This is a genomic window from Streptomyces sp. NPDC003379 (assembly GCF_053589195.1).
Map to the genome: position 1 here is coordinate 26,296 of NZ_JBSFRK010000038.1, position 21,572 is coordinate 47,867.

General features: G+C 70.3%; 19 protein-coding genes and 3 pseudogenes. 13 read left to right on the top strand and 9 right to left on the bottom strand.

What is annotated here, in order from left to right; genetic code table 11:
* Positions 1-167: 167 nt before the first annotated feature.
* Positions 168-1,787, top strand: a complete 1,620-nt coding sequence (locus tag ACWDVB_RS30215) for an N-acyl-D-amino-acid deacylase family protein (protein WP_451519102.1) — start codon at positions 168-170, stop codon at positions 1,785-1,787.
* Between the two features lie 27 nt (positions 1,788-1,814).
* Here the strand turns inward: ACWDVB_RS30215 and ACWDVB_RS30220 are convergent, their stop codons facing one another.
* The 4 genes and pseudogenes from ACWDVB_RS30220 to ACWDVB_RS30235 all read right to left on the bottom strand — a co-directional run.
* Entirely contained in the window at positions 1,815-2,447 is a 633-nt protein-coding gene (locus ACWDVB_RS30220; RefSeq protein ID WP_451519101.1) for an SAM-dependent methyltransferase, read from the bottom strand.
* A gap of 195 nt (positions 2,448-2,642) precedes the next feature.
* Positions 2,643-4,118, bottom strand: a complete 1,476-nt coding sequence (locus ACWDVB_RS30225; RefSeq protein WP_451519100.1) for a DEAD/DEAH box helicase — start codon at positions 4,116-4,118, stop codon at positions 2,643-2,645.
* A gap of 274 nt (positions 4,119-4,392) precedes the next feature.
* Complete coding sequence (locus tag ACWDVB_RS30230; protein WP_046930152.1) at positions 4,393-4,596, bottom strand: cold-shock protein; 204 nt, start codon at positions 4,594-4,596, stop codon at positions 4,393-4,395.
* A 428-nt stretch (positions 4,597-5,024) separates the two neighbouring features.
* Positions 5,025-5,333 (bottom strand): annotated as a pseudogene (locus ACWDVB_RS30235) (MerR family transcriptional regulator); the annotation flags it as partial.
* Between the two features lie 397 nt (positions 5,334-5,730).
* Here ACWDVB_RS30235 and ACWDVB_RS30240 point away from each other — a divergent pair.
* From ACWDVB_RS30240 to ACWDVB_RS30250, 3 genes are all read left to right on the top strand, one after another.
* Positions 5,731-6,108, top strand: coding sequence for a hypothetical protein (locus tag ACWDVB_RS30240; protein ID WP_451519099.1), 378 nt, complete (start codon positions 5,731-5,733; stop codon positions 6,106-6,108).
* Between the two features lie 132 nt (positions 6,109-6,240).
* Positions 6,241-6,660: an Hsp20/alpha crystallin family protein gene (locus ACWDVB_RS30245; RefSeq protein ID WP_451519126.1), complete on the top strand. Its 420-nt coding sequence runs from the start codon at positions 6,241-6,243 to the stop codon at positions 6,658-6,660.
* Between the two features lie 51 nt (positions 6,661-6,711).
* A complete protein-coding gene (locus tag ACWDVB_RS30250) occupies positions 6,712-7,110 on the top strand; it encodes a DUF2267 domain-containing protein (protein WP_451519098.1) in 399 nt (132 codons plus the stop codon).
* Positions 7,111-7,189: 79 nt separating this feature from the next.
* Here ACWDVB_RS30250 and ACWDVB_RS30255 read toward each other — a convergent pair whose 3' ends face one another.
* The gene (locus ACWDVB_RS30255) at positions 7,190-8,026 is read right to left on the bottom strand and encodes a trypsin-like peptidase domain-containing protein (RefSeq protein ID WP_451519097.1); all 837 of its coding nucleotides are present in this window, start codon (positions 8,024-8,026) and stop codon (positions 7,190-7,192) included.
* Positions 8,027-8,184: 158 nt separating this feature from the next.
* On the opposite strand from ACWDVB_RS30255, the gene ACWDVB_RS30260 reads away from it, so the two are divergent.
* Positions 8,185-9,396 (top strand): pyridoxal phosphate-dependent aminotransferase, encoded by a 1,212-nt coding sequence (locus ACWDVB_RS30260; protein WP_451519096.1) that lies wholly within the window; start codon positions 8,185-8,187, stop codon positions 9,394-9,396.
* Between the two features lie 110 nt (positions 9,397-9,506).
* Positions 9,507-9,917: an SCO4983 family protein gene (locus ACWDVB_RS30265; protein WP_451519095.1), complete on the top strand. Its 411-nt coding sequence runs from the start codon at positions 9,507-9,509 to the stop codon at positions 9,915-9,917.
* Positions 9,918-9,974: 57 nt separating this feature from the next.
* Here ACWDVB_RS30265 and ACWDVB_RS30270 read toward each other — a convergent pair whose 3' ends face one another.
* On the bottom strand, positions 9,975-11,840 hold the full coding sequence (locus ACWDVB_RS30270; RefSeq protein WP_451515022.1) for a phosphoenolpyruvate carboxykinase (GTP): 1,866 nt from the start codon (positions 11,838-11,840) through the stop codon (positions 9,975-9,977).
* Positions 11,841-12,118: 278 nt separating this feature from the next.
* On the opposite strand from ACWDVB_RS30270, the gene trhA reads away from it, so the two are divergent.
* The 4 genes from trhA to ACWDVB_RS30290 all read left to right on the top strand — a co-directional run bounded on the left by trhA (position 12,119) and on the right by ACWDVB_RS30290 (position 15,925).
* The gene (gene trhA / locus ACWDVB_RS30275) at positions 12,119-12,835 is read left to right on the top strand and encodes a PAQR family membrane homeostasis protein TrhA (protein WP_451515021.1); all 717 of its coding nucleotides are present in this window, start codon (positions 12,119-12,121) and stop codon (positions 12,833-12,835) included.
* A 112-nt stretch (positions 12,836-12,947) separates the two neighbouring features.
* Complete coding sequence (locus tag ACWDVB_RS30280; RefSeq protein WP_451515020.1) at positions 12,948-14,510, top strand: MFS transporter; 1,563 nt, start codon at positions 12,948-12,950, stop codon at positions 14,508-14,510.
* A 5-nt stretch (positions 14,511-14,515) separates the two neighbouring features.
* Complete coding sequence (locus ACWDVB_RS30285; RefSeq protein WP_451515019.1) at positions 14,516-15,148, top strand: TetR/AcrR family transcriptional regulator; 633 nt, start codon at positions 14,516-14,518, stop codon at positions 15,146-15,148.
* A 42-nt stretch (positions 15,149-15,190) separates the two neighbouring features.
* Positions 15,191-15,925 carry a Mut7-C RNAse domain-containing protein gene (locus tag ACWDVB_RS30290; RefSeq protein ID WP_451515018.1) on the top strand — a complete coding sequence of 245 codons (735 nt, stop codon included), beginning with the start codon at positions 15,191-15,193 and terminating at the stop codon, positions 15,923-15,925.
* Between the two features lie 441 nt (positions 15,926-16,366).
* Here the strand turns inward: ACWDVB_RS30290 and ACWDVB_RS30295 are convergent, their stop codons facing one another.
* Positions 16,367-17,089 (bottom strand): dienelactone hydrolase family protein, encoded by a 723-nt coding sequence (locus ACWDVB_RS30295; RefSeq protein WP_451515017.1) that lies wholly within the window; start codon positions 17,087-17,089, stop codon positions 16,367-16,369.
* A 990-nt stretch (positions 17,090-18,079) separates the two neighbouring features.
* Positions 18,080-18,657, bottom strand: a pseudogene (locus ACWDVB_RS30300) (transposase); the annotation flags it as partial.
* 1,035 nt (positions 18,658-19,692) lie between these two features.
* Between ACWDVB_RS30300 and ACWDVB_RS30305 the strand changes: the two are divergent.
* From ACWDVB_RS30305 to ACWDVB_RS30315, 3 genes and pseudogenes are all read left to right on the top strand, one after another.
* Positions 19,693-20,028: a MerR family transcriptional regulator gene (locus tag ACWDVB_RS30305; protein WP_451515016.1), complete on the top strand. Its 336-nt coding sequence runs from the start codon at positions 19,693-19,695 to the stop codon at positions 20,026-20,028.
* Positions 20,029-20,449: 421 nt separating this feature from the next.
* Positions 20,450-20,785 (top strand): ArsR/SmtB family transcription factor, encoded by a 336-nt coding sequence (locus ACWDVB_RS30310; RefSeq protein WP_451515015.1) that lies wholly within the window; start codon positions 20,450-20,452, stop codon positions 20,783-20,785.
* Positions 20,785-20,883: pseudogene (locus tag ACWDVB_RS30315) on the top strand (cation transporter); the annotation flags it as partial. The gene ACWDVB_RS30310 and the pseudogene ACWDVB_RS30315, both read left to right, overlap by 1 nt.
* 5 nt (positions 20,884-20,888) lie before the next feature.
* Here ACWDVB_RS30315 and ACWDVB_RS30320 read toward each other — a convergent pair.
* Positions 20,889-21,437, bottom strand: a complete 549-nt coding sequence (locus ACWDVB_RS30320; RefSeq protein ID WP_451515014.1) for an EF-hand domain-containing protein — start codon at positions 21,435-21,437, stop codon at positions 20,889-20,891.
* Positions 21,438-21,572 lie beyond the last annotated feature (135 nt).

A 21,572-nucleotide genomic window follows, 5' to 3' on the forward strand; every position in this document is an offset into this window, starting at 1 on the left:
CTGGGCGGCGCCCCGCACTGTCCCCTGGACCGTCGCTCCGCGACGGATGTCTCCCACCCACCCACCCGTTTGCCCCGCGTTTGCACCGCAGCGACGTAGTCACCCGGTAGCCGCCGACGGCGGCCACCCGCACCCTCAACGAATCCCGCGAACAAGAGAGGCACCCCATGGACCTGGTGATCCGGGACGCTCGCGTCATAGACGGGACCGGAGGTGCCTCCTACCGCGCTGACGTCGGCGTACACCACGGCAGGATCGCCGCGATCCACCGGGAGGACGGTGAAGGGACCGGCAACCGCCCCACAGGGCGGCACACACTGGACGCCCAGGGGCTGGCGCTGGCGCCTGGTTTCATCGACATGCACGCGCACAGCGACCTCGCCCTCCTCCGCGACCCCGAGCACACCGCGAAGGCCGCCCAGGGCGTGACGCTGGAGGTCATCGGCCAGGACGGCCTGAGCTACGCCCCCGTGGACGACCGTACGCTCGGCCAGGTCCGCCAGGCCATCACCGGCTGGAACGGCGACGGCGCCGACATCGACTTCACGTGGCGCACCGTCGGCGGCTACCTGGACGCGCTGGACACCGCCCACGGCGGCCACGGCATCGCGGTGAACGCCGCGTACCTCATCCCGCAGGGCACCGTCCGGATGTACGCGCTGGGCTGGGACGACCGCCCGGCGACCCCCGCCGAGCTGGACCACATGCGGCAGCTCGTCACGCAGGGCATGCGGGAGGGCGCCGTCGGCATGTCCTCCGGCCTCACCTACACCCCCGGCATGTACGCCGACGACTCCGAGCTGACCGAGCTGTGCAAGGTCGTCGCCGCCCACAAGGGCTACTACTGCCCCCATCACCGCAGTTACGGAGCGGGCGCCCTCCAGGCGTACGAGGAGATGGTGGAGCTCACCCGGACCGCGCACTGCCCCCTGCACCTCGCGCACGCCACCATGAACTTCGGTGTGAACAAGGGCAAGGCCCCGGACCTGATCGCCCTCCTCGACGACGCCCTCGCGCAGGGCGCGGACATCACCCTCGACACGTACCCCTACACCCCCGGCTGCACGACGCTCGTCGCGATGCTGCCCAGCTGGGCGAGCGAAGGCGGGCCCGACGCGATCCTCGCCCGGCTGGAGGACGAGGCGACCGCCGAGAAGATCCGCCATCACATGGAGGTCATCGGCGCCGACGGCTGTCACGGCGTACCCATCGAGTGGGACACGGTCGAGATCTCGGGGGTGAGCGACCCCGGGCTCGCCTCCTGCGTCGGCAAGACGATCCAGCACTCCGCCGACATGCGCGGCGAGGCGCCCTGGGTCACCGCCCGCCGTCTGCTCATCGACGACAGGCTCGGCTCGACGATCCTCCAGCACGTCGGGCACGAGGAGAACGTACGGACGATCATGCGTCACCGCGTGCACACGGGCGGCAGCGACGGCATCCTTCAGGGCTTCAAGCCGCACCCGCGCGCGTACGGCACGTTTCCGCACTATCTGGGCCGGTACGCCCGGGAGTTGGGCGTCATGTCACTGGAAGAGACCGTCGCCCACCTCACCTCGCGTCCCGCCGCCCGCCTCCGGCTCCCCGACCGGGGCACCGTACGCGAGGGCTACCGCGCCGACCTGGTGCTCTTCGACCCGGAGACGGTCGCGGCGGGCTCCACCTTCGAGGCGCCCCGCACGCTTCCCACCGGTATCCCGCACGTCCTGATCGACGGCCGGTTCGTGATGCGTGACGGCCGCCGCACGGACACCCTCGCGGGACGCGCCGTACGCCGAACCCCCTGAGCCCGCATCCCCACTCCCGCCGCACCCTCAGCGTCCGGTCGCGCCGCGGATGATCAGGATGTGGTCCGTGACCTCGGCGGTGCGTCCGTCCGGCCCGTCGGCGATCCGGCGGGACGCGTCGGCCCGTTCGAGCGTCCATGTCGCCGGGTCCAGGCCGATGTCCGCGGCGACCTGCCGCGCGGTCGGGTACCGGATGTCGGGGTCCTGGTTCCACGACCACGGGGCGGTCGATCCGTGGTCGACGACCAGCAGCCGCCCGCCCGGACGCAGCGCGTGCGCGGCCGTGCGCAGGACGGATGCCTTGTCGAGGTCGAGGGGCGTCTGCAGATAGTGCGCGCAGACGAGGTCGAACGCGCCCTGCGGGAAGGACTCGCGCAGGTCGTGCCGCTGGGCGGCGATCCGCTCGGCCAGGCCGTTGGAGGCGGCGAGTTCGGTGAGCCGCTCGACCGCCACGGCCGAGACGTCGACGGCGGTGACGTGCCACCCCTGGCGGGCGAGCCACAGCGTGTCGCCGCCGTCGCCGCATCCGAGGTCGAGCACGTCGCCGGGCGGCAGGCCCGTGACGGTCTCGGTGAGTCGTACGTTCGGCCGCGGATCGGTGGCCGCGGGGCGGGCCGCGTAGACGCCGTCCCAGAACGTGAGCGCGTCGGTGTTGCTCATCGGGAGCTCCTTCTGTCGGGGCACGCGCGCAGTCTTGCCCGGCTCACCGTGAACTGGCACGGGTTCTTGCCGTTCCGGCAAGGTGAGCGGGGCGGAGGCGCGCGGTGCGGCGGCGTCGCCGACAGGCGGTCCCGAAGGGAGCCCACGCGGAGGAGACCTGGCGGGCCGGGGCCCGCCAGGTGTGACCGTCCGGTGTCAGGCGGCCTTACCCTGAGAGCTGCCCGACGCCCCGCCCTGCGCACGGGCCGTGTAGGCGCGGCGCGCACGGCCGTCGCGGGGGCGGCGGCCACGCGCCGGCGAACCGCCGTGCCTGGAGCCCTCCTTCGGCGGGGCCGCGATGGTCACCGGCACACCCGAGGGAGTCCTGGCTCCGGTGATGCGCGTCAACTCGGCCTCGCCCGACCGTACTTGCGCGGTCTGCGGCGTGATGCCCGCGGCGGCCATCAGGCGGCTCATGTCGCGCCGCTGCGCCGAGGTCACCAGGGTGACGACGCTGCCGGAGCCACCGGCGCGTGCGGTGCGGCCACCGCGGTGCAGGTAGTCCTTGTGGTCGGCCGGCGGGTCCACGTTGACGACGAGGTCGAGGTCGTCGACGTGGATGCCGCGCGCCGCGACGTTCGTGGCGACGAGCGCCGTGACCTGCCCGGACTTGAACTGGGCGAGCGTACGGGTGCGCTGGGGCTGTGACTTGCCGCCGTGCAGCCCCGCCGCCCGCACCCCGCTGTTGAGCAGGTGCGTGGTGAGCCGGTCGACGGCGTGCTTGGTGTCCAGGAACAGGATCACGCGCCCGTCGCGGGCGGCGATCTCGGTCGTGGCGGCGTACTTGTCGGCACCGTGGATGTGCAGCACATGGTGCTCCATCGTGGTGACGGCGCCCGCCGAGGGGTCGACCGAGTGGACGACCGGGTCGTTGAGGTAGCGCCGGACCAGGAGGTCGACGTTGCGGTCCAGGGTGGCGGAGAACAGCATCCGCTGGCCGCCCGGGCGCACCTGGTCGAGAAGCTCGGTGACCTGGGGCAGGAAGCCCATGTCGGCCATCTGGTCGGCCTCGTCGAGGACGGTGATGGCGACCTGGTCGAGGTGGCAGTCGCGGCGCTCGATGAGGTCCTTGAGCCGGCCGGGCGTCGCGACGACGACCTCGGCCCCGGCGCGCAGCGCACCGGCCTGCCGTCCGATCGACATGCCGCCGACGACGGTGGCCAGACGCAGCTTCACCGCCTTGGCGTACGGGGTGAGGGCGTCGGTCACCTGCTGGGCCAGCTCACGGGTGGGCACGAGGACCAGCGCGAGCGGGCGGCGCGGTTCGGCGCGCTGCCCGGCGGTGCGGGCGAGCACCGCGAGGCCGAAGGCGAGGGTCTTGCCGGAGCCGGTCCGCCCGCGGCCGAGGACGTCCCGGCCCGCGATCGAGTTCGGCAGCGTGGCTGCCTGGATCGGGAAGGGCTCGGTGACACCGAGACGGGTGAGGATCTCCACCACACCGTCCGGCAGGCCGAGCGCGGCGAAGTCCTCGACGGGCGGCAGGGCCGGGGTGACGGTGACCGGGAGGGCGAACTCTCCCTGGAGCGCGGCGGGGCGGCGGGACGGGCCCCTGGAGTACGACCGGCCTCCGGAGGCGGGGGCGGAGCGGGAGCCGCCGGTGTAACGGCCGTTCGTGCGAGTTGAGCGGTTCATGAAGAACCTTCCTCGATGCGGCGCGTATCGAGGAATTCTCACCGACACCGGTCGGAGACGGGTGTCGAGAATTGCAGGAACGGCCGGGGGGATAAAAAATAAATTCCGGCCGCCGGAATAAATTCACCAGACCGGCCGGTCAGAAGAGGGACACGCCCCGGGTGTGACCACCGGGGTGTCGCATCAGATCATCGGGGCGTTGCTTCCCCGGAAACAAAACGAGCCGGGGCCCGCACCCAAGGTGCGGGCCCCAGCCACGAAGTACGCGTCAGCGTCAGGCGGGAACGATGTTCTCGGCCTGCGGGCCCTTCTGGCCCTGCGTGACGTCGAAGTTCACCTTCTGGCCCTCCTGCAGCTCACGGAAGCCCTGGGTGGCGATGTTCGAGTAGTGAGCGAAGACGTCGGCGCCGCCGCCGTCCTGCTCGATGAAGCCGAAGCCCTTTTCCGCGTTGAACCACTTCACGGTGCCAGTAGCCATGTCATATCTCCTTCGGGGCAGTGCCCGTGGAGTCCACACTGTGCGAACTCCGCGTCGCCGCGATGATTTCCCCGTCCGGAATGACCGGCAATACAAAGTGCCCCGCCGGCACATAACGCCGACTGAGCACTTGAAGTCTCTTGGGAACCACAACTGCAACTGATAACGACACTAGCACGCCCTCGGCGGCGGCGCATGGTGTTCTTTACCGCTCCGCCGAGGCGCGGATAAACCCTCATCGCGCATCACATGAAATTCTGCATTTGCCGTCGCAGATATCCGGCGGCGCGAGGCGTAAAGTTTCGTGGACGGCGGCTTCAGGACGAGCGTGCCTCCTCGCGCGACTGCGCCTCCCCGTGCGGCTGCGCCTCTCCGTGCGGCTGCGCCTCCTCGGACGACTGCGCCTCCTCGGACCCGGTGGGCGAGCGGCGCAGCTGGTCGTTGATGCGCAGCGCGTCTTCCAGTTGGTCCTCAAGGATGACGATCCGGCAGGCGGCCTCGATCGGCGTGCCCTGGTCGACCAGCTCGCGGGCGCGCGCGGCGACGCGCAGCTGATAGCGCGAGTAGCGGCGGTGGCCGCCCTCGGAGCGCAGCGGTGTGATCAGGCGGGCGTCGCCGACGGCCCGGAGGAAGCCGGGTGTGGCGCCGATCATCTCGGCGGCCCGGCCCATCGTGTAGGCGGGGTAGTCGTCGTCATCGAACCGGTCGGGGCCTTGCGTAAGGGTCTCTGGGGGCATTTGCACCTTTTCTGGAACGCGTCGAGGGGCCTGATGCCGTACGGCACCAGGCCCCGAGGGGTTTCAACACCATCTACCGGCCCTGCGTGCCGGCTATCTGTTTCCGCACGGCCGCCCGACGGGGCGGGGATGCGGGGATCGCGAATGCGTGACCGGGGACCACCTTCCAATCCGGGGTCTGCGTTACCCGAGCGGTGCCGAACCTCGCCCGGGCGATCCTGATGGCGTCCACTCCTCTCCTTGCTGCCTTACGTTCTCGCTGAACGTCTGTGACTACACAAGGAACTCTAACAACGGGGGTCCCGCATGTCTACCTCAGCCAAGATAGATTTTCGGAAGCGGAGGAGGGGGGATCAGGGCACCCACGTACCGCCTTGTCTCGGTAGGCTCACCAGTCATGTCGAAGCCTGACGAACTGCTCGTCGACATCGCCACCCTGGTCGAGTCCGAGCACAGCAATCAGATGTCCCTCACCGTGGTCGTGGCCGGCGCCGTCATCACCGGACGGCTGGCCCCCGAAGCCCTGTGGCGGCGGCGCGTCGCCGAAGTCCTGAAGGACTCCGACCACCTGAGTCCGTTCGCCGCCGCGTTCGAGAGCGAGGGGGAGCCCGCCGACCCGGCGGGAGGCACCGCGCCCCCCACCCATCTGCACTTCCACCTGGCCCGGATCCTCCAGGGCAACCTCGGCCTGCCGGCGACCGGCGGGATGTACCGCATCGCCCTCCAGGACGTGAGCGCCTGGACGGTGGGTGACCTCAGCTACTCGGACAACTGACAGCACCGGACGAGCGACCGGGCTCAGGTCTGGCGACCTGACTTGAGCCCGGCCTTGTCAATTTTCCTTCCTCGGGCTATATAGAAAACGTAGGGCATCGCACCCAGCACCTGAGGAAGGGAGTGACCCGTGATGCTCATGCGTACCGACCCGTTCCGCGAGTTGGACCGCCTCACCCAGCAGGTCTTCAACACCGCCCGTCCGGCCGGAATGCAGATGGACGCCTACCGCGAGGGCGACGAGTTCGTGGTCCACTTCGATCTGCCGGGCGTCGACCCGGAGTCGATCGACCTGGACGTGGAACGCCACGTCCTGAACGTTCGGGCCGAGCGCCGCTCCCCCGCCCGCGAGGGCGTGGAGATGATCGCGGCCGAGCGCCCCACCGGCAGCTTCTCCCGCCAGCTGTTCCTCGGCGACACCCTGGACACCGAGCGGATCGACGCCTCGTACGACGCCGGCGTGCTGACGCTGCGCATCCCGGTGGCCGAACAGGCGAAGCCGCGCAAGATCCGGATCAGCGGCGGAGGCGGGCCCAAGCAGATCAGCGGCTGACGCCGAAACAACACGAAGAACAACACGAACAGAGCGGAGGAGAACGGCACGATGAGATGGAGCGAGCTCATCGAGGCGGTAAGGGAAACCGGCCAGTACACCACCGCCGCCGAGGCGGAGCGCGTGACGCGCACCGTCCTGTCGGCCCTCGGCGGCCACGTCGTCGGGGACGAACGCGTCGAACTGGCAGGCCAGTTGCCGGTCGAGGCGGCGAGGGTGATCGCGGACCAGGTGCCCGTGACGCGACAGCTCACGGCGCCGGAGTTCGTCGAGAGCGTGGCGCTGCGCCTGGAGGGTGCCACGCCGGCCACCGCCCGGTGGGACGTCAGCTCCGTCCTCACCGCCCTGGCGCGGGCGGTCGACGAGGAGCTCGTCGACCGCCTGCTGAACCTGCTGCCGCCGGGCTACGCCCTGCTGTTCGGCAGGGCCGAGCTGGTCCCGGCGGCCTGAGGACCTGACCCCTGCGAGGACTTGAGGATCGACGCGGGTGCCGTCCGCCCCCGGACGGCACCCGCGCCCGCGCCCGCCGCTACTTCGGCAGTGCGCAGCCCGCCCGGCTCAGGTCGATCTTGTTGCCGGTGCCGACGCACGGCACGATCGTGTACGTCTGCTGGCCGTAGTTGATGCCTTCGCGCACGGTGACCTGGCCGTTCTGGTCGACCTCGCAGGGGTTGTTGTCCGTGCACCGGCCTCCGTTGTCGTTGCCGGTGTTGTGGACGGCGACGACCTTGCCGGTCGCGTCATCGATCACCGGGGAGCCGGAGGTGCCGCCGATCGTCTTGCAGGCGGGGGTGTAGCGGACCGAGTCCTTCCAGGTCCACCGGCCCTCCTTGAGGCGGTATGCGAAACCGTCGATGCCGCACTTGTAGAACTTCTTCCAGTAGCCGGAGGCGACGGTGATCGCCCGGCCCGCCTCGGGCCGCGCCGCGTTCAGCTCCAGCGCCTTGATCCCGTACTTGCTCTCGATGTCGCCGTAGGTGCTGGTGAGCTGGTAGAGCGAGATGTCCGTGTCGGTCATCGTGGCGTACGCGATCTTGCTCGCCCTGACCGTGCCGAGGTTGCGGCCCGAGGCGCTCAGCAGCGTGAAGCTGCGTGTCGAGGGCTTGTCGACCAGGACCTCGCCGGGCGCGGGGAATCCGCTCTCCACGCAGTGGCCGTTGGACAGGACGAGCGCGGGGTCGCCGGGCCGCGAGTTCGGTACGCGGACGACGGAGCCGGAACAGTTGCTGAGCGCCACGGTCCCGGCGAAGTCGACGGCCTTGACCCTCGGCTTGGCGGGACGCTCGTCGCTGACGGCCGTCGCGGGCGCCGCCGTCGCTCCGAGGAGCAGCACGGCGAAGCACGCACCGACGAGAGGCTTGTTCATGTGGGGGGTCCCCTCCGCTGGCAGTTTTGTCATGCGCATTGTTGGGCTCCCCGGCCATCAGGACAAGACCGCGCGACCAGCCACATCCGGTCCGCGCCCGGGGACCCACCGAATAATCCGCTCCGCCGACCGCCGGAACACCCCGTAAGCTCGCCGCCATGCAGGTCATCCAGTCGACGAAGCTCGCCAACGTCTGTTACGAGATCCGGGGCCCCGTCCTTGAGGAGGCGATGCGGCTGGAGGCGGCAGGCCACCGCATCCTCAAGCTCAACACCGGCAACCCCGCCGCCTTCGGCTTCGAGTGCCCGCCCGAGATCCTGGAGGACATCCTCCGCAACGTCGGGGACGCGCACGGCTACGGCGACGCGAAGGGCCTGCTGGCCGCCCGCCGCGCGGTGGTCATGCACAACCAGACGCTCGGCATCGAGACCGACGTGGAGCACGTCTTCATCGGCAACGGCGTCTCCGAGCTCATCGTGATGGCCATGCAGGGCCTGCTCGACGACGGCGACGAGGTCCTCGTACCGGCGCCCGACTACCCGCTGTGGACCGCGGCCGTCTCGCTGTCCGGCGGCACCGCCGTGCACTACCGCTGCGACGAGCAGGCGGACTGGATGCCGGACCTCGCCGACATCGAGCGCAAGGTGACCGACCGCACCAAGGCGATCGTGATCATCAACCCGAACAACCCGACGGGTGCCGTCTACAGCGACGACATGCTCCGTGGTCTGACCGATATCGCGCGCCGTCACAACCTCCTGGTCTGTTCGGACGAGATCTACGACAAGATCCTCTACGACGGCGTGACGCACACGCCGACCGCCGCGATCGCACCCGATCTGCTGACGCTCACGTTCAACGGCATGTCGAAGGCCTACCGCGTGGCGGGCTACCGCGTCGGCTGGATGGCCGTATCGGGCCCGAAGGCGCACGCCACCTCGTACATCGAGGGCCTGACGATCCTCGCCAACATGCGCCTGTGCGCGAACATGCCGGGCCAGCACGGCGTCGTCGCGGCGCTGAGCGGGCGCCAGACGATCAACGATCTGGTGCTGCCGGGCGGGCGGCTCCTGGAGCAGCGCGACACGGCGTACGACCTGCTGACGCAGATCCCCGGGGTGAGCTGTGTGAAGCCCAAGGGGTCGCTGTACCTCTTCCCGCGGCTCGACCCGAAGGTCTTCAAGATCAAGGACGACCGGCAGATGGTCCTGGACCTGCTGCGGGCCGAGAAGATCATGGTCGTGCACGGTACGGGCTTCAACTGGCCCGAGCCCGATCACTTCCGCGTCGTGACGCTGCCGACGGCGACGGATCTCGCGGAGGCGGTCAGGCGGATCGGGAACTTCCTGGACGGCTACAGCCAGCCGTGACACTCACGTCGTACAGGCGGGCCCGGAGGTGGCACCGCACCTTCGGACCGTGCTCAACTTTAGACGGGATCCAAGGTAGGATGGTGGCTACACCGCTTGGAGGCCACCCCATGTACGAGCCGATCCGCACCAAGTCGGTCCACTCGATGGCCGACGACGCGAGCTTCCCGCACCGCTCCCGCGAGGAAGAGCTGGACATCCAGCTCGCCGGGCACCTCGCCGCGCTCCTCGCCGTCACCGACGAGCTGCGCGCCCTGGCCCCGACGGCCGAGCTGGACGCCGCCGCCGAGCAGCTGGCGTTCCAGGTGGCCCGTCTGCGCCGCGGTGTGCAGCCGGCGCGCTCCACCATCGCCGCCGCCATCCACGAACCTCACACGACCGCCCTGCACCAGCGCGCCCACGCCCTCGCGGGCCGCGCCCTGGTCGTGGCGGCCTCCCGCGCCGACACCGCGGCGGCCATCCTGGCCGCCGAGCGCATGGACGCCCACGCGGACGCCACGCGCCTGGTCGGCGCCTCCTGATCGGCCCCGGTCCGCGGCCGGTGAGGCCGCGGACCGGGTGCCACTCATACGGGGCTGTCAGCCGAGGCGCCGCACCAGCGCCCGGTACTCGTCCCACAGCTCCTGGGGCGTGTGGTCGCCGAAGGTGTTGAGGTGCTCGGGGATCAGCGAGGCCTCCTCGCGCCAGACCTCCTTGTCGACCGTGAGCAGGAACGCCAGGTCGGAGTCGGCCAGGCCGAGGCCCTCGGTGTCGAGCGAGTCGACGGTCGGCAGGATGCCGATGGGGGTCTCGACGCCCTCGGCTCGGCCGTCGAGGCGCTCCACGATCCACTTCAGGACGCGGGAGTTCTCCCCGAACCCGGGCCACACGAAGCGGCCCTTGTCGTCCTTCCGGAACCAGTTGACGTAGTAGATCTTCGGCAGCTTCGACTGGTCGGGCTTGTCCGCGCCGACCTTGATCCAGTGGGCCATGTAGTCGCCCATGTTGTAGCCGCAGAACGGCAGCATGGCGAACGGGTCGCGGCGCAGCTCGCCGACCTTGCCCTCGGCGGCGGCGGTCTTCTCGGAGGCCACGTTCGCCCCGAGGAAGACGCCGTGCTGCCAGTTGAAGGACTCCGTCACGAGCGGCACCGCGCTGGCGCGGCGGCCGCCGAAGAGGATCGCCGAGATCGGCACGCCCTTGGGGTCCTCCCACTCGGGCGCGATGATCGGGCACTGCGCGGCGGGCGTGGTGAAGCGGGCGTTCGGGTGGGCCGCGGGGACGCCGGACTCCGGCGTCCAGTCGTTGCCCTTCCAGTCCGTCAGGTGCGCCGGAGTCTCCTCCGTCATGCCCTCCCACCAGACGTCGCCGTCGTCCGTCAGCGCGACGTTCGTGAAGACGGAGTTGCCCCACAGCGTCTTCATGGCGTTGGCGTTGGTGTGCTCGCCGGTGCCGGGCGCGACGCCGAAGAAGCCGGCCTCGGGGTTGATCGCGTAGAGGCGGCCGTCCTCGCCGAAGCGCATCCAGGCGATGTCGTCGCCGATCGTCTCGACGGTCCAGCCGGAGATGGTGGGCTCCAGCATGGCGAGGTTCGTCTTGCCGCAGGCGCTCGGGAAGGCGGCGGCGACGTACTTGGACTCTCCGTGCGGCGGCGTGAGCTTCAGGATCAGCATGTGCTCGGCGAGCCAGCCCTCGTCGCGCGCCATGACGGAGGCGATGCGCAGGGCGTAGCACTTCTTGCCGAGCAGGGCGTTGCCGCCGTAGCCGGAGCCGTAGGACCAGATCTCGCGGTCCTCGGGGAAGTGCGAGATGTACTTCGTGGAGTTGCAGGGCCACGGCACGTCGGCCTCGCCCGGGGCCAGCGGGGCGCCGAGCGTGTGGAGGGCCTTCACGAAGAAGCCGTCCTCGCCCAGCTCGTCCAGGACCGCCTGACCCATCCGGGTCATGGTGCGCATGGAGACGGCGACGTACGCCGAGTCGGTGATCTCGACGCCGATCGCGGACAGCGGCGAGCCGACCGGGCCCATGCAGAAGGGCACGACGTACATCGTGCGGCCCTTCATCGAGCCGCGGAAGACGCCGCCCTCGCCGTCGGCGCCCTGGAAGATCTCCCGCATCTCGGCGGGGGCCTTCCAGTGGTTGGTCGGGCCCGCGTCCTCCTCCTTCTCGGAGCAGATGAAGGTGCGGTCCTCGACGCGCGCGACATCGGTCGGGTCGGAGGCCGCGTAGTACGAGTTGGGGCGCTTGATCGGGTCGAGCTTCTTGAAGGTGCCCTTGGCGACGAGCTCGTCGCACAGGCGCTCGTACTCGGCCTCGGAGCCGTCACACCAGACCACACTGTCCGGCTGCGTCAGTTCGGCGATCTCATCGACCCAGGAGACGAGCTCCTTGTGGCCGGTCGGGACGGTGGTGGTCGAGACGGTGTTGGTCGGGACGGTGCTGGGAGCCGCGATGTCGCGCGCCACGATTGCTCCTAATCGAGGGGGTTTTGAGGATGTATGCCCCGTGGGGGCTGCGACCCGGACGCTTCACGTGTAGATCCTCTGGCGCTCATCCGGTGCCGACCGCACTCATTTGATCATCCGACGTGGCCGCCCATCTGTCCAGAGGGCTTCACACGTGAGCGGCGTGAGCATCGCCACTTGTACACCTTCGGGGTGCGAGGGCGGGGTTCCACCCGATTTGATGACCGGTTCACACCCGGTTGATGCCTGACCTACGGGCCCGTAGGTACGATCGGGCCATGACCTCCTCCGTCTCCGAAGCGATCCCGGAACCCGAGGACGCCCCCTCCCTCGTCCCGCCCCCGCAGTCGATGCCACTGCCCGCGAAGCCGAAGATGCGCGGCTGGCTGCACGCCGGCATGTTCCCCGCGGTGGTCGTGGCCGGACTGGTGCTGACCGCGCTCGCGGACTCCACCCGCGGCCGGATCGCCTGCGGCGTCTTCGCCCTGACCGCCTGCCTGCTCTTCGGTGTGAGCGCGCTCTACCACCGCGGCAACTGGAGCCCCCGGGCGGACGGCGTCCTGCGCAGGCTCGACCACTCCAACATCTTCCTGATCATCGCGGGCACCTACACCCCGCTGACGATGCTGCTGCTCCCCGACTCGAAGGGGCGGTGGCTGCTCTGGGGCATCTGGGGCGCGGCCGTCGCGGGCATCGCCTTCCGCGTCTTCTGGGTCGGCGCCCCGCGCTGGCTCTACACGCCGTGCTACATCGCGATGGGCTGGGCCGCCGTCTTCTTCCTGCCCGACTTCATGCGCACGGGCGGCATCGCCGTACTGGTCCTGGTCGTCGTCGGCGGGCTGCTCTACAGCGTGGGCGGCGTGATCTACGGCATCAAGCGCCCCAACCCCTCGCCCCGCTTCTTCGGCTTCCACGAGGTCTTCCACTCGCTGACCCTCGCGGCCTTCGCCGTGCACTACGTCGGCATCTCGCTGGTGGCGTACCAGCACGGCTGATCCTTCCCCTCCCCCCCTGACTCCTCCCCTTCGGTGGCCGCGGCTTCTCAGTCGCGGCCACTTTTTTGCGTGCACTTGACAGTGGGTACCTTTTGAGAGTTACTCTCAATTCATGGCCACTGTCATCAGCTCGCCTGCCGCCGCGCGGCAGGACCCCCGCCGCTGGTGGGCGCTGGGCACCCTCGTCGCGAGCATGCTCGTGCTCGGTTTCGACCTGACGATCCTCAATGCCGCGCTGCCGACCATGGCCGATCAGCTCGGCGCCAGTACCGGACAGCAGCAGTGGATGGCCGACGCGTACGTCGTCGTCTTCGCCGCGCTGATGCTCCCCGCCGGGCTCCTCGGCGACCGGTTCGGGCGGCGCAAGGTCCTGATGGTGGGGCTCGGCGTCTTCCTGGCCGGCTCGCTCATCGGCACCCTCGCCGACGACGTCTCCCTCGTCGTGGTGGCCCGCGCGGTCATGGGGATGGGCGGCGCCCTCGTCATGCCGCTCGCCCTCGCCGTACTGCCCGCGCTCTTCGAACCGGGCGAGCGGACCAAGGCCGTCGGCATCGTCTCGGCCGCCTCCGCGCTCGGCGCGCCGCTCGGGCCGATCGTCGGCGGCTGGCTGCTCGACCACTTCTGGTGGGGCTCGATCTTCCTGATCAACGTCCCGATGGTCGCGATCGGCCTCGTCGCCTGTCTCTTCCTGCTGCCCGAGACGAGCGACCCGTCCTCGCCCAAGGTCGACGCGGTCTCCACCGCCCTGACGGCCGCCGGTCTCGGCGCGCTGATCTACGCCGTCATAGAAGCCCCCGGCCGCGGCTGGGGCCACCCCCTCGTGCTCGGCATGTTCGCGGGCGCCGCCGCCCTGCTGGCCGCGCTGGTCCTGCGCGAGCGCCGGATGACGCGCCCCATGCTCGACATGACCCTGCTGCGCAACCGCGGCTTCTCCCTGAACACCATGGCGGCCACGCTGGTCATGTTCGTCCTGTCCGGCCTGCTGTTCGTCCTGCCTCAGTACCTCCAGGCCGTCCTCGGCAACGACGCCTTCGGCACCGGTGTGCGGATGCTGCCGATGATGGGCGGCCTGCTGGTCGCCGCGAAGGGCGCGGAGCCCGTCGTACGGCGCTTCGGGTCGCGCGCGGTGATCAGCGGCGGCCTCGTGGTGCTCGCCTTCGCCGCGATCCTCGGCAGCCGTACGGAGGTCGACAGCCCTTACGGCTTCACCGCCCTGTGGCTGTCGGTGGCCGGACTCGGCTTCGGCTTCGCGGTCGTGCCCGCCATGGACTCGGCGCTCGGCGCGCTGCCCGTGGACCGCGCGGGCTCCGGCTCGGGGCTGATGATGACCGTACGGCAGGTCGGCAGCGCGCTCGGGATCGCGCTGCTCGGCTCGCTCCTCGCCTCGGCCTACGCGCGCAAGCTGGACACCGGCGGGCTGCCGGGGCCCGCGGCCGACGCCGCCGGGGACTCGGTGGTCGCCGCCCACGCCGTCGCCGACCGGCTGGGCAGCGCGCGCCTGGCCGCGTCCGCCGACGCCGCGTACGTTCACGGCATGGGCCTCGTGCTGCTGGTCAGCGGCGTCGCCGCCCTGGTGACGGCGCTGCTCGTCGCCGCGCTGCTGCCGAAGTCCGGCGACGGGCCGGGGCGGCCGCCGCGGGACGTGGGCAAGGCGCCGGTGGATGCCCGACAATGAACGCCATGACGGCCGCATCCACTCCCCTCCCCGCGTCCGCCCCCCGGTTGGGGCTGCGCGAGCGGAAGAAGCTCAAGACCCGCGTCGCGATCCGTGAGGCGACGTACCGGCTGATCCGGGAGCAGGGGTACGAGGCGACGACGGTCGAGCAGATCGCCGAGGCGGCGGAGGTCTCCCCCTCCACGGTCTTCCGCTACTTCCCCACCAAGGAGGACATCGTCCTCACCGACGAGTTCGACCCGCTCCTGGAGAGCGAGCTGCGGAAGCGGCCCGCCGGCGAACCGTTCGTGGAGTCGCTGCGGCAGGTGCTGCGCGGGGCCGTGGGCCTCGGCTTCACGGAGGAGCCGGAGGTCTCCAGGCTCCGGACGAAGCTGATGATCGAGGTGCCCGCCGTACGGTCACGGATGCTGGAGAGCATGTCGGTCACCGGCGGCATCCTGTGCCGCGTCATCGCCGAGCGCACCGGCCGCGACCCCGGCGAGCTGGAGGTGCGGGCGTTCTCGATGGGCCTGATCGGCGCGCTCACCGAGACCGCGGCGTACTGGGCCGAGCACGACCACCAGGACGACCTGGCCACCCTCGTGGACCGCACGCTGGACATGCTGGTGAGCGGGTTCGCCGGGGCGGCCGAGGCGTGAAACCCCCGGTGGCCGCGGCCCGCACCGTGCCATCCTGACCGTATGAACGGTCCGGAGATCCTCGTCAGTTTCGCCCCCGAGCTGGGCACCTTCGTCCCGCAGGAGCGAAGGGGCGGCCCCACCAAGGCGGTTACGGACGGCGCGTCCACGCTCGGGCACGTGGTCGAGTCCCTCGGCGTCCCGCTGACGGAGGTCGGCGCGCTCGTCGTGGACGGCCGCGAGGTCGCCGCCGGGCACGTCCCGGCGGCGGGCGAGACCGTCGCGGTCCGCGCGGTGACGCGCCCCCAGCCCGTGCCGGGCGCCCCGCTCCGTTTCCTCCTCGACGTTCATCTCGGCACGCTGGCCCGGCGGTTGCGGCTGCTCGGCGTCGACGCGGCGTACGAGAGCACGGACATCGGCGACCCCGCCCTCGCCACGCGCTCGGCGGCCGAGCGGCGCGTCCTGCTGAGCCGCGACCGGGGCCTGCTGCGGCGCCGCGAGCTGTGGGCGGGCGCGTACGTCTACAGCGACCGCCCCGAGGAACAACTCCGTGACGTGCTCGGGCGTTTCACCCCGCCACTGCGCCCCTGGACGCGCTGCACTGCCTGCAACGGCGAGCTGCGGACGGCCACGAAGGAGGAGGTGGCGGACCTCGTCGAGGGCGGCACCCGGGGCACGTACGAGGTCTTCGCCCAGTGCGGGGCCTGCTCCCGCGTGTACTGGCGGGGCGCCCATCATGACCGGCTAGAGGCGATTGTGGCGGGGGCGGTGGGGGAGTTCGGCGGGGCGGTGCGCTGACGCGGGGTCGGTGCTTGCGCGACGCGGGGCGGTGCGCTGACGCCGGGGTTGCGCTGGTACCGGGGCGGCGCGCTGACGCCGGGGCGGCGCGCTGACGCCGGGGCGGCGCGCTGACGCCGGGGCGGTGCGCCGCCGCCGGGGGCAGTGCGCTGACGCCGGAGCGGTGCGCTGACGCCGGGGTTGCGCTGGCACCGGGGCGGCGCGCTGACGCCGGAGCGGCGCGCTGACGCCGGAGCGGCGCGCTGACGCCGGGGTTGCGCTGACGCGGGCGGCGCGCTGACGCGGGCGGTGCATTGCCCCCGGGCCGGTGCGCCGCCGCCGGGAGCAGTGCGCTGACGCCGGAGCGGTGCGCTGACGCCGGGGTTGCGCTGACGCGGGCGGTGCTTACGTCGGCGTGGTCGCCGGGTTCGCCGGGTTCGTCCTTAATCGTCGGACGGGCTTTCAATCCCCGGGCAAGCACTCCGCGAGCAGGTCGACGATGTCGTGCCAGGCTCGCTGCGCGTGTCGTGGGTGGTGGCCGACGCCGGGGACCACGGCCTGGTCGACCGGCGGGTGGTGGAAGGCGTGCAGGGCGCCGCCGTAGACCACGAGGCGCCAGTCGACGCCCGCCGCCTGCATCTCGGCGGCGAACGCGTCCCGTTGCGCGGGCGGCATGATCGGGTCCTCCGACCCGACCCCGGCCCACACCGGGCAGCGTATGCGCGCCGCCTCGCCCGGCCGGCCCGTGGTCAGTGCGTTGACCGTGCCGATCGCGCGCAGGTCGACGCCGTCGCGCCCGAGTTCCAGCACGATCGCGCCGCCGGTGCCGTAGCCGACGGCGGCGATCCGGTCGGGGTCGGTCCGCGGTTCGGCGCGCAACACGTCGAGCGCCGCGTGGCCGATGCCCCGCATCCGGCCGGGGTCGGCGAGCAGGGGCGTCGTGTGCGCCAGCATCTCCTCGGGGTCGGTGAACCAGCGCCCGCCGTTGATGTCGAAGGCCAGCGCCACGTACCCCAGCTCGGCGAGGGCGTCGGCCCGGCGCCGCTGGAAGTCGTTCAGCCCCGGCCCCTCGGGCCCGACCAGCACCGCCGGTCTGCGGCCGGCACCGGCCGGGAGCGCGAGGTGCCCGATCATCGTGAGGCCGTCGGCCGGGTACGCGACCGTACGCGTGGTAACTGTCGTCATGAGACCGGACGGTAGTGATCACCCAGCCCGTCCGGACCGGTGTTCACCGCCGGCGGAACAGCACTGGGCGCCTGAGAGCCCATCCCTGAACCCCTGTTGATCTCGTACATGTGCCACGGCCCTGTACTCGTGAAGCTCCGGGGGCGGAGAGCGCAGGCCTGACCGAGGCTTAGGGGGCGCTTCGGAGACCTGCACCGATCGGGTGGTCTACGTGACATGCGCGAAGGGGTTCCAGCGCACATCCCCTGCCGGTGACAGCCTTCCTGCTGTGACGGCCGTCCGGGCCGTCCCGATTGGGAGGAGGCATTCATGAGTCGACCTGCGCAGGTTGCAGCAGCACTGGTGATGGCAATGGGAGCAGCCTTCGGACTTGCGGATGTCGCCCAAGCCGCGCCCAGCGATGGTCCCGTCTTCGGGAGTACGTGCCGTGAGGGAGGAGGTCAGCCGGTGATGGACGGCCCGATGGGGAACCTTGGGGTAGATAGGTGTCAGGGCGGCGAGCACAACGGAGCCTATATCGTTCCGAACACGTGAGCGGCAACGCGAAAACTGATCTGTAGAGAGCGTCGGCCTGCTGATCTGGCGGACGGCGAGTATGCGTTCAAGCGGCCGGGAGGCGTCCGGCCGCTGCCCACCGCCGGGTGTCGGTGTTCCCAGAACTCGCGTCCACAGCTCTTCGACAACTTCTCGACCGCATCACGCAGCCCGGCCACGATCCGCTCGTAACGCTCCACGCTGACGCTGCCGACCAGCTTCGAACTGGGCACCACAACCCACCCCCTGCCAGGCCGGAGCAAGGCGTCCGCAGCCGTGAAGAGGAACTCCGACCCGCCCGGTAACGGCAGAATCCGCCCGCCGGCCCATCCCACAAAGGCGTACCGACACGCCACGCGGAGCACCCGGAAGCTCTCCGCAAAACCCACTGCCGGGCCACTGCGAACAGAGAGCCCTGTGCGTACAGAGCCCTCCACCGTGGCACGTGTACGAGATCAACAGAGTTTCGAGGCGTTTGACTGTCTTGCCGACGTCGTAGCGAAGTGCCGCCTGTCTGTTCTTCGACCCTGGGGGCCGTCCGGGACCCGGGCCGGTGCGTTTCGGTGCCCGGGCGGGACACGGCAATGCCGCGCGGAGGTTGCCAACGGCCGCGCCGGGCGGAGTTGAGTGTGGGCCGCGATGATCGACGCCCGTACTGGTCAGGCCGGTCGACGAGGACCAGAGCCGGACGGGAACCGGGGTGCTGTCTCCGGGCAGGCGGTCCACGTCAAGGCGGATGACCGTGCCCTCGATCATCGGAAGCTCGCCGTCATGGTCGATCCATGCCGAGCGGTGAGTCAGACGCGGGTGCAGCCGGTCCCAGGTTATGGCCCTGACGGTGCCGTATCGGTCGGTGACCTGAGCGGTGGCAGCATGCGGCTCGCCCCAGGCGGGCGGCTCGGTGAAGCTGAACCTCGTGCCGTACTCGGCCGGCCGGCCGTTGCGGTCGTGCCGCAGTGGCGGCGTCTGCCGGCTCAGGACGCGTCCGGGCGCATCCGGCCCAGCACTTCCACCGGGAGGCTCGCCAGGGTCCAGCGCTGGTCCTCCCGGCCGTGCACGGCCGGGCCGCCGGCCAGCTCCTTCTCCAGCTCGGCGAACCGGTCGTCGGTCAGCTTGGGCAGATTCGGCGGTCCGGCCGAGGCGAGGGCGGTCGTGCCGCCTCGCGCCAGGCCCACCGCCATCGCTGCACCGACCGCTCACTCACCCGCGGTCAGCCCGCCGCCCTGCGTGTACCGCGTACCACCGGCCTGCCGCAGGGATCACCACCCGTCACCCTCTCCAACAACATCCCGAAGAGATCAGTAATAGGTGCTGTGGATGTCAGGGCTTCGCTGCCGGGCCATACAGAAAATCTGTGTTGGCTGAGGTAGACATGTGGAGCTGGCTGGGGTTAGTGTCTTGTCCGTAGCCAAGAGATCAAGCAGGTCCGGCAGGGATGAACTGCCGGAAAGCAGTACGCGTAAGTGCAGGACGGTGCGGTGGTGGAGTTCCGGAGCCAAGATTGCGCAGTACGGCGACGGGGCTGACGACCGGACCGGGTGGCCCGCGGTTTTCAGGGGCCGCCACGGCAATACCGCAGTACATGCAAGTGCAGTCGGCAGTGCCAGTGGTTCCTCGGTAAAGGCGTCAGGCTGCGGCGCGCGTACCGGGACGTTCGGCAGCGGGGTTCTAAGCCAGAGCAGACGCAAGAGGGGCGACGGGGCTGGCTGCCGAAGACGGTGACGCTTGCTCAGGTCACCAGCAGTTCGCATCACCAGCAGGACAAAGCAGTACGCAGTGTCGGCGGTCCGCTGGCAAATAGTTGAACCAGAGGGAAGAACGGAGGAGTTGGGGCGTCATCAGGATCGCCCGGGCAAAAGCCTTGAGCCCGGGTACCGCAGGACATCGATAGTGAGGTGGTCTCCGGTCACGCAACCGCGATCCCCGCATTCCCCGGTCACCCCCGGGTGGCGATGCGGAAACAGAAGGCCGGCGCGGCACTAGGGCCGGCACATGATGTCGCAGTTCCTTCGGGGCCCGGGTGCCATAGCGCACCCGGGCCCCTCCAACGCGTTCCACAGAGAGGTGCAATGACAGCAGACGATTCCTTCGGCCGTCTCGATGACGATGACTACCCCGCTTACACCATGGGCCGGGCCGCCGACATGCTCGGCACCACCCAAGGCTTCCTGCGCGCCATCGGCGAAGCCCGCCTCATCACCCCACTGCGCTCCACGGGCGGACACCGCCGCTACTCCCGCTACCAGCTACGCATCGCCGCCCGCGCCCGCGAACTCGTCGACCAGGGCACGCCCATCGAAGCCGCCTGCCGCATCATCATCCTCGAAGACCAACTCGAAGAAGCCCAACGCATCAACGCCGAACACCGCGCCGGAGCAGAACCGCGCCGCACGGCAGACGCCTGACTCGCCGCCGAGGAAACCGGCGGCCGGGACGGGGCCGCCAGCCACACCGCGAGAGTTTCCACAAAGGACACCGCGGACCAAGACCCACAGGACCCGCCCGTCGCGCAAGCGTGTCGGAGAAGCGCGACCACGCATCCTGCCGATCGGGCGACTCCGGTAGGTGTGGAGAGGAAAGGCCCCCGCCAGATCGGCCGCGTCACACCCAGGAACTCCACGACGAAGCGACATCGCCGAACCCCGAGCCGGGCCGATGCGGCAGTTCACGACCCAGGTCAAGACCATGCTGGTGGGGGCCGGGGCGACGGCCGCCGCCAGGTCGGTCCTCAGAGAGCGGGAGCCCCGGGAGATCAGTCATGGTGCCCGGGGCCCCGGCCTTCAGTGCAAGGTCCCCTGAATTCAGCACCGTGTGTACTGTCGTGGTGTGCTGACTCTCGCTGCTGACATCGAGGTGCTGGCGCGGTTCGGCCGCGCCCTCGCCGACCCGATCCGCTGCCGGATCCTTCTCGCCCTGCGCGAGGCCCCGGCCCACCCCGCCGACCTCGCCGACGCTCTGGAGATCTCTCGGACCCGGCTGTCGAACCACCTGGCGTGCCTGCGTGACTGCGGCCTGGTCGTCGCGGTGCCGGTCGGCCGGCGCACCCGCTACGAGCTCGCCGATGAACGCCTCGGTCACGCGCTGGACGATCTACGCACTGCCGTGATCGCCGTTGAAGCCGACAAGGCGTGTGCGGACGCGGACGAGAAGGGCTGCTGCTGATGACCGCCGAGATATCCGTCGGCATAGGCCCGGCCCGCCGCGACATCCTCACCAGGCGGATACGGCTGCTGGTCGCGGCCACCATCACCTACAACGTCGGCGGTCAGGCCACGCTTCCGAAGAACTGGCTTCCCGGGCGGTGTGGGTCGCCGGCAGTGTGAAACTGTGTCATCGCCTCGAGAAATTCCTGGCGCGAAATCCTGCCGTCCTTGTCGGTGTCCATCCCGTCGAAGGTCTCCCAGGCCTCGGGCGCCGTGCTGTCCCAGACTGACAGGAGCCCGGAGAACTCCTCCCTGCTGAGTACGTCGTCACCGTCGGCGTCCATGAGGTCGAAGACAGCGTGTGAGATGCCTTCGACCCGGTTGAAACGGCTGGTGTCCGCACTCAGGGCGCGGCTGGCTGCAACGAACTGCGGGCACGACAACTGTTGGTCGGTGTCCGCGTGGCGCAGCAGTTCCTGCCACAGCATCGCGTACGCGGCCTGAAGGGCCCGGCCTTTGCGACTCGATGCCGGTACGGAGAAAACCTCCAGGTAGCGGTCGACGACCCGCTGATGGTCGGACCAGTCGATGCAGCCGTCGCGGTCGGTGTCCATCGCGACAAAGAGACGCTGCAACTTGCGGTCTACGGAGCTGGCGACACTCGTGTCCATGCGTGCTTGCCCTTCGATGAGGTGATGAGGGATTCGTTCCGCCGAGCAGCTGTCGACGACTTCCAGGATGGCGGCTGCCCATGAACGTGGCGCGTCCGTGAGCCCGTCCGGGGGTAGGGGGGAGCGGTCCCGGGC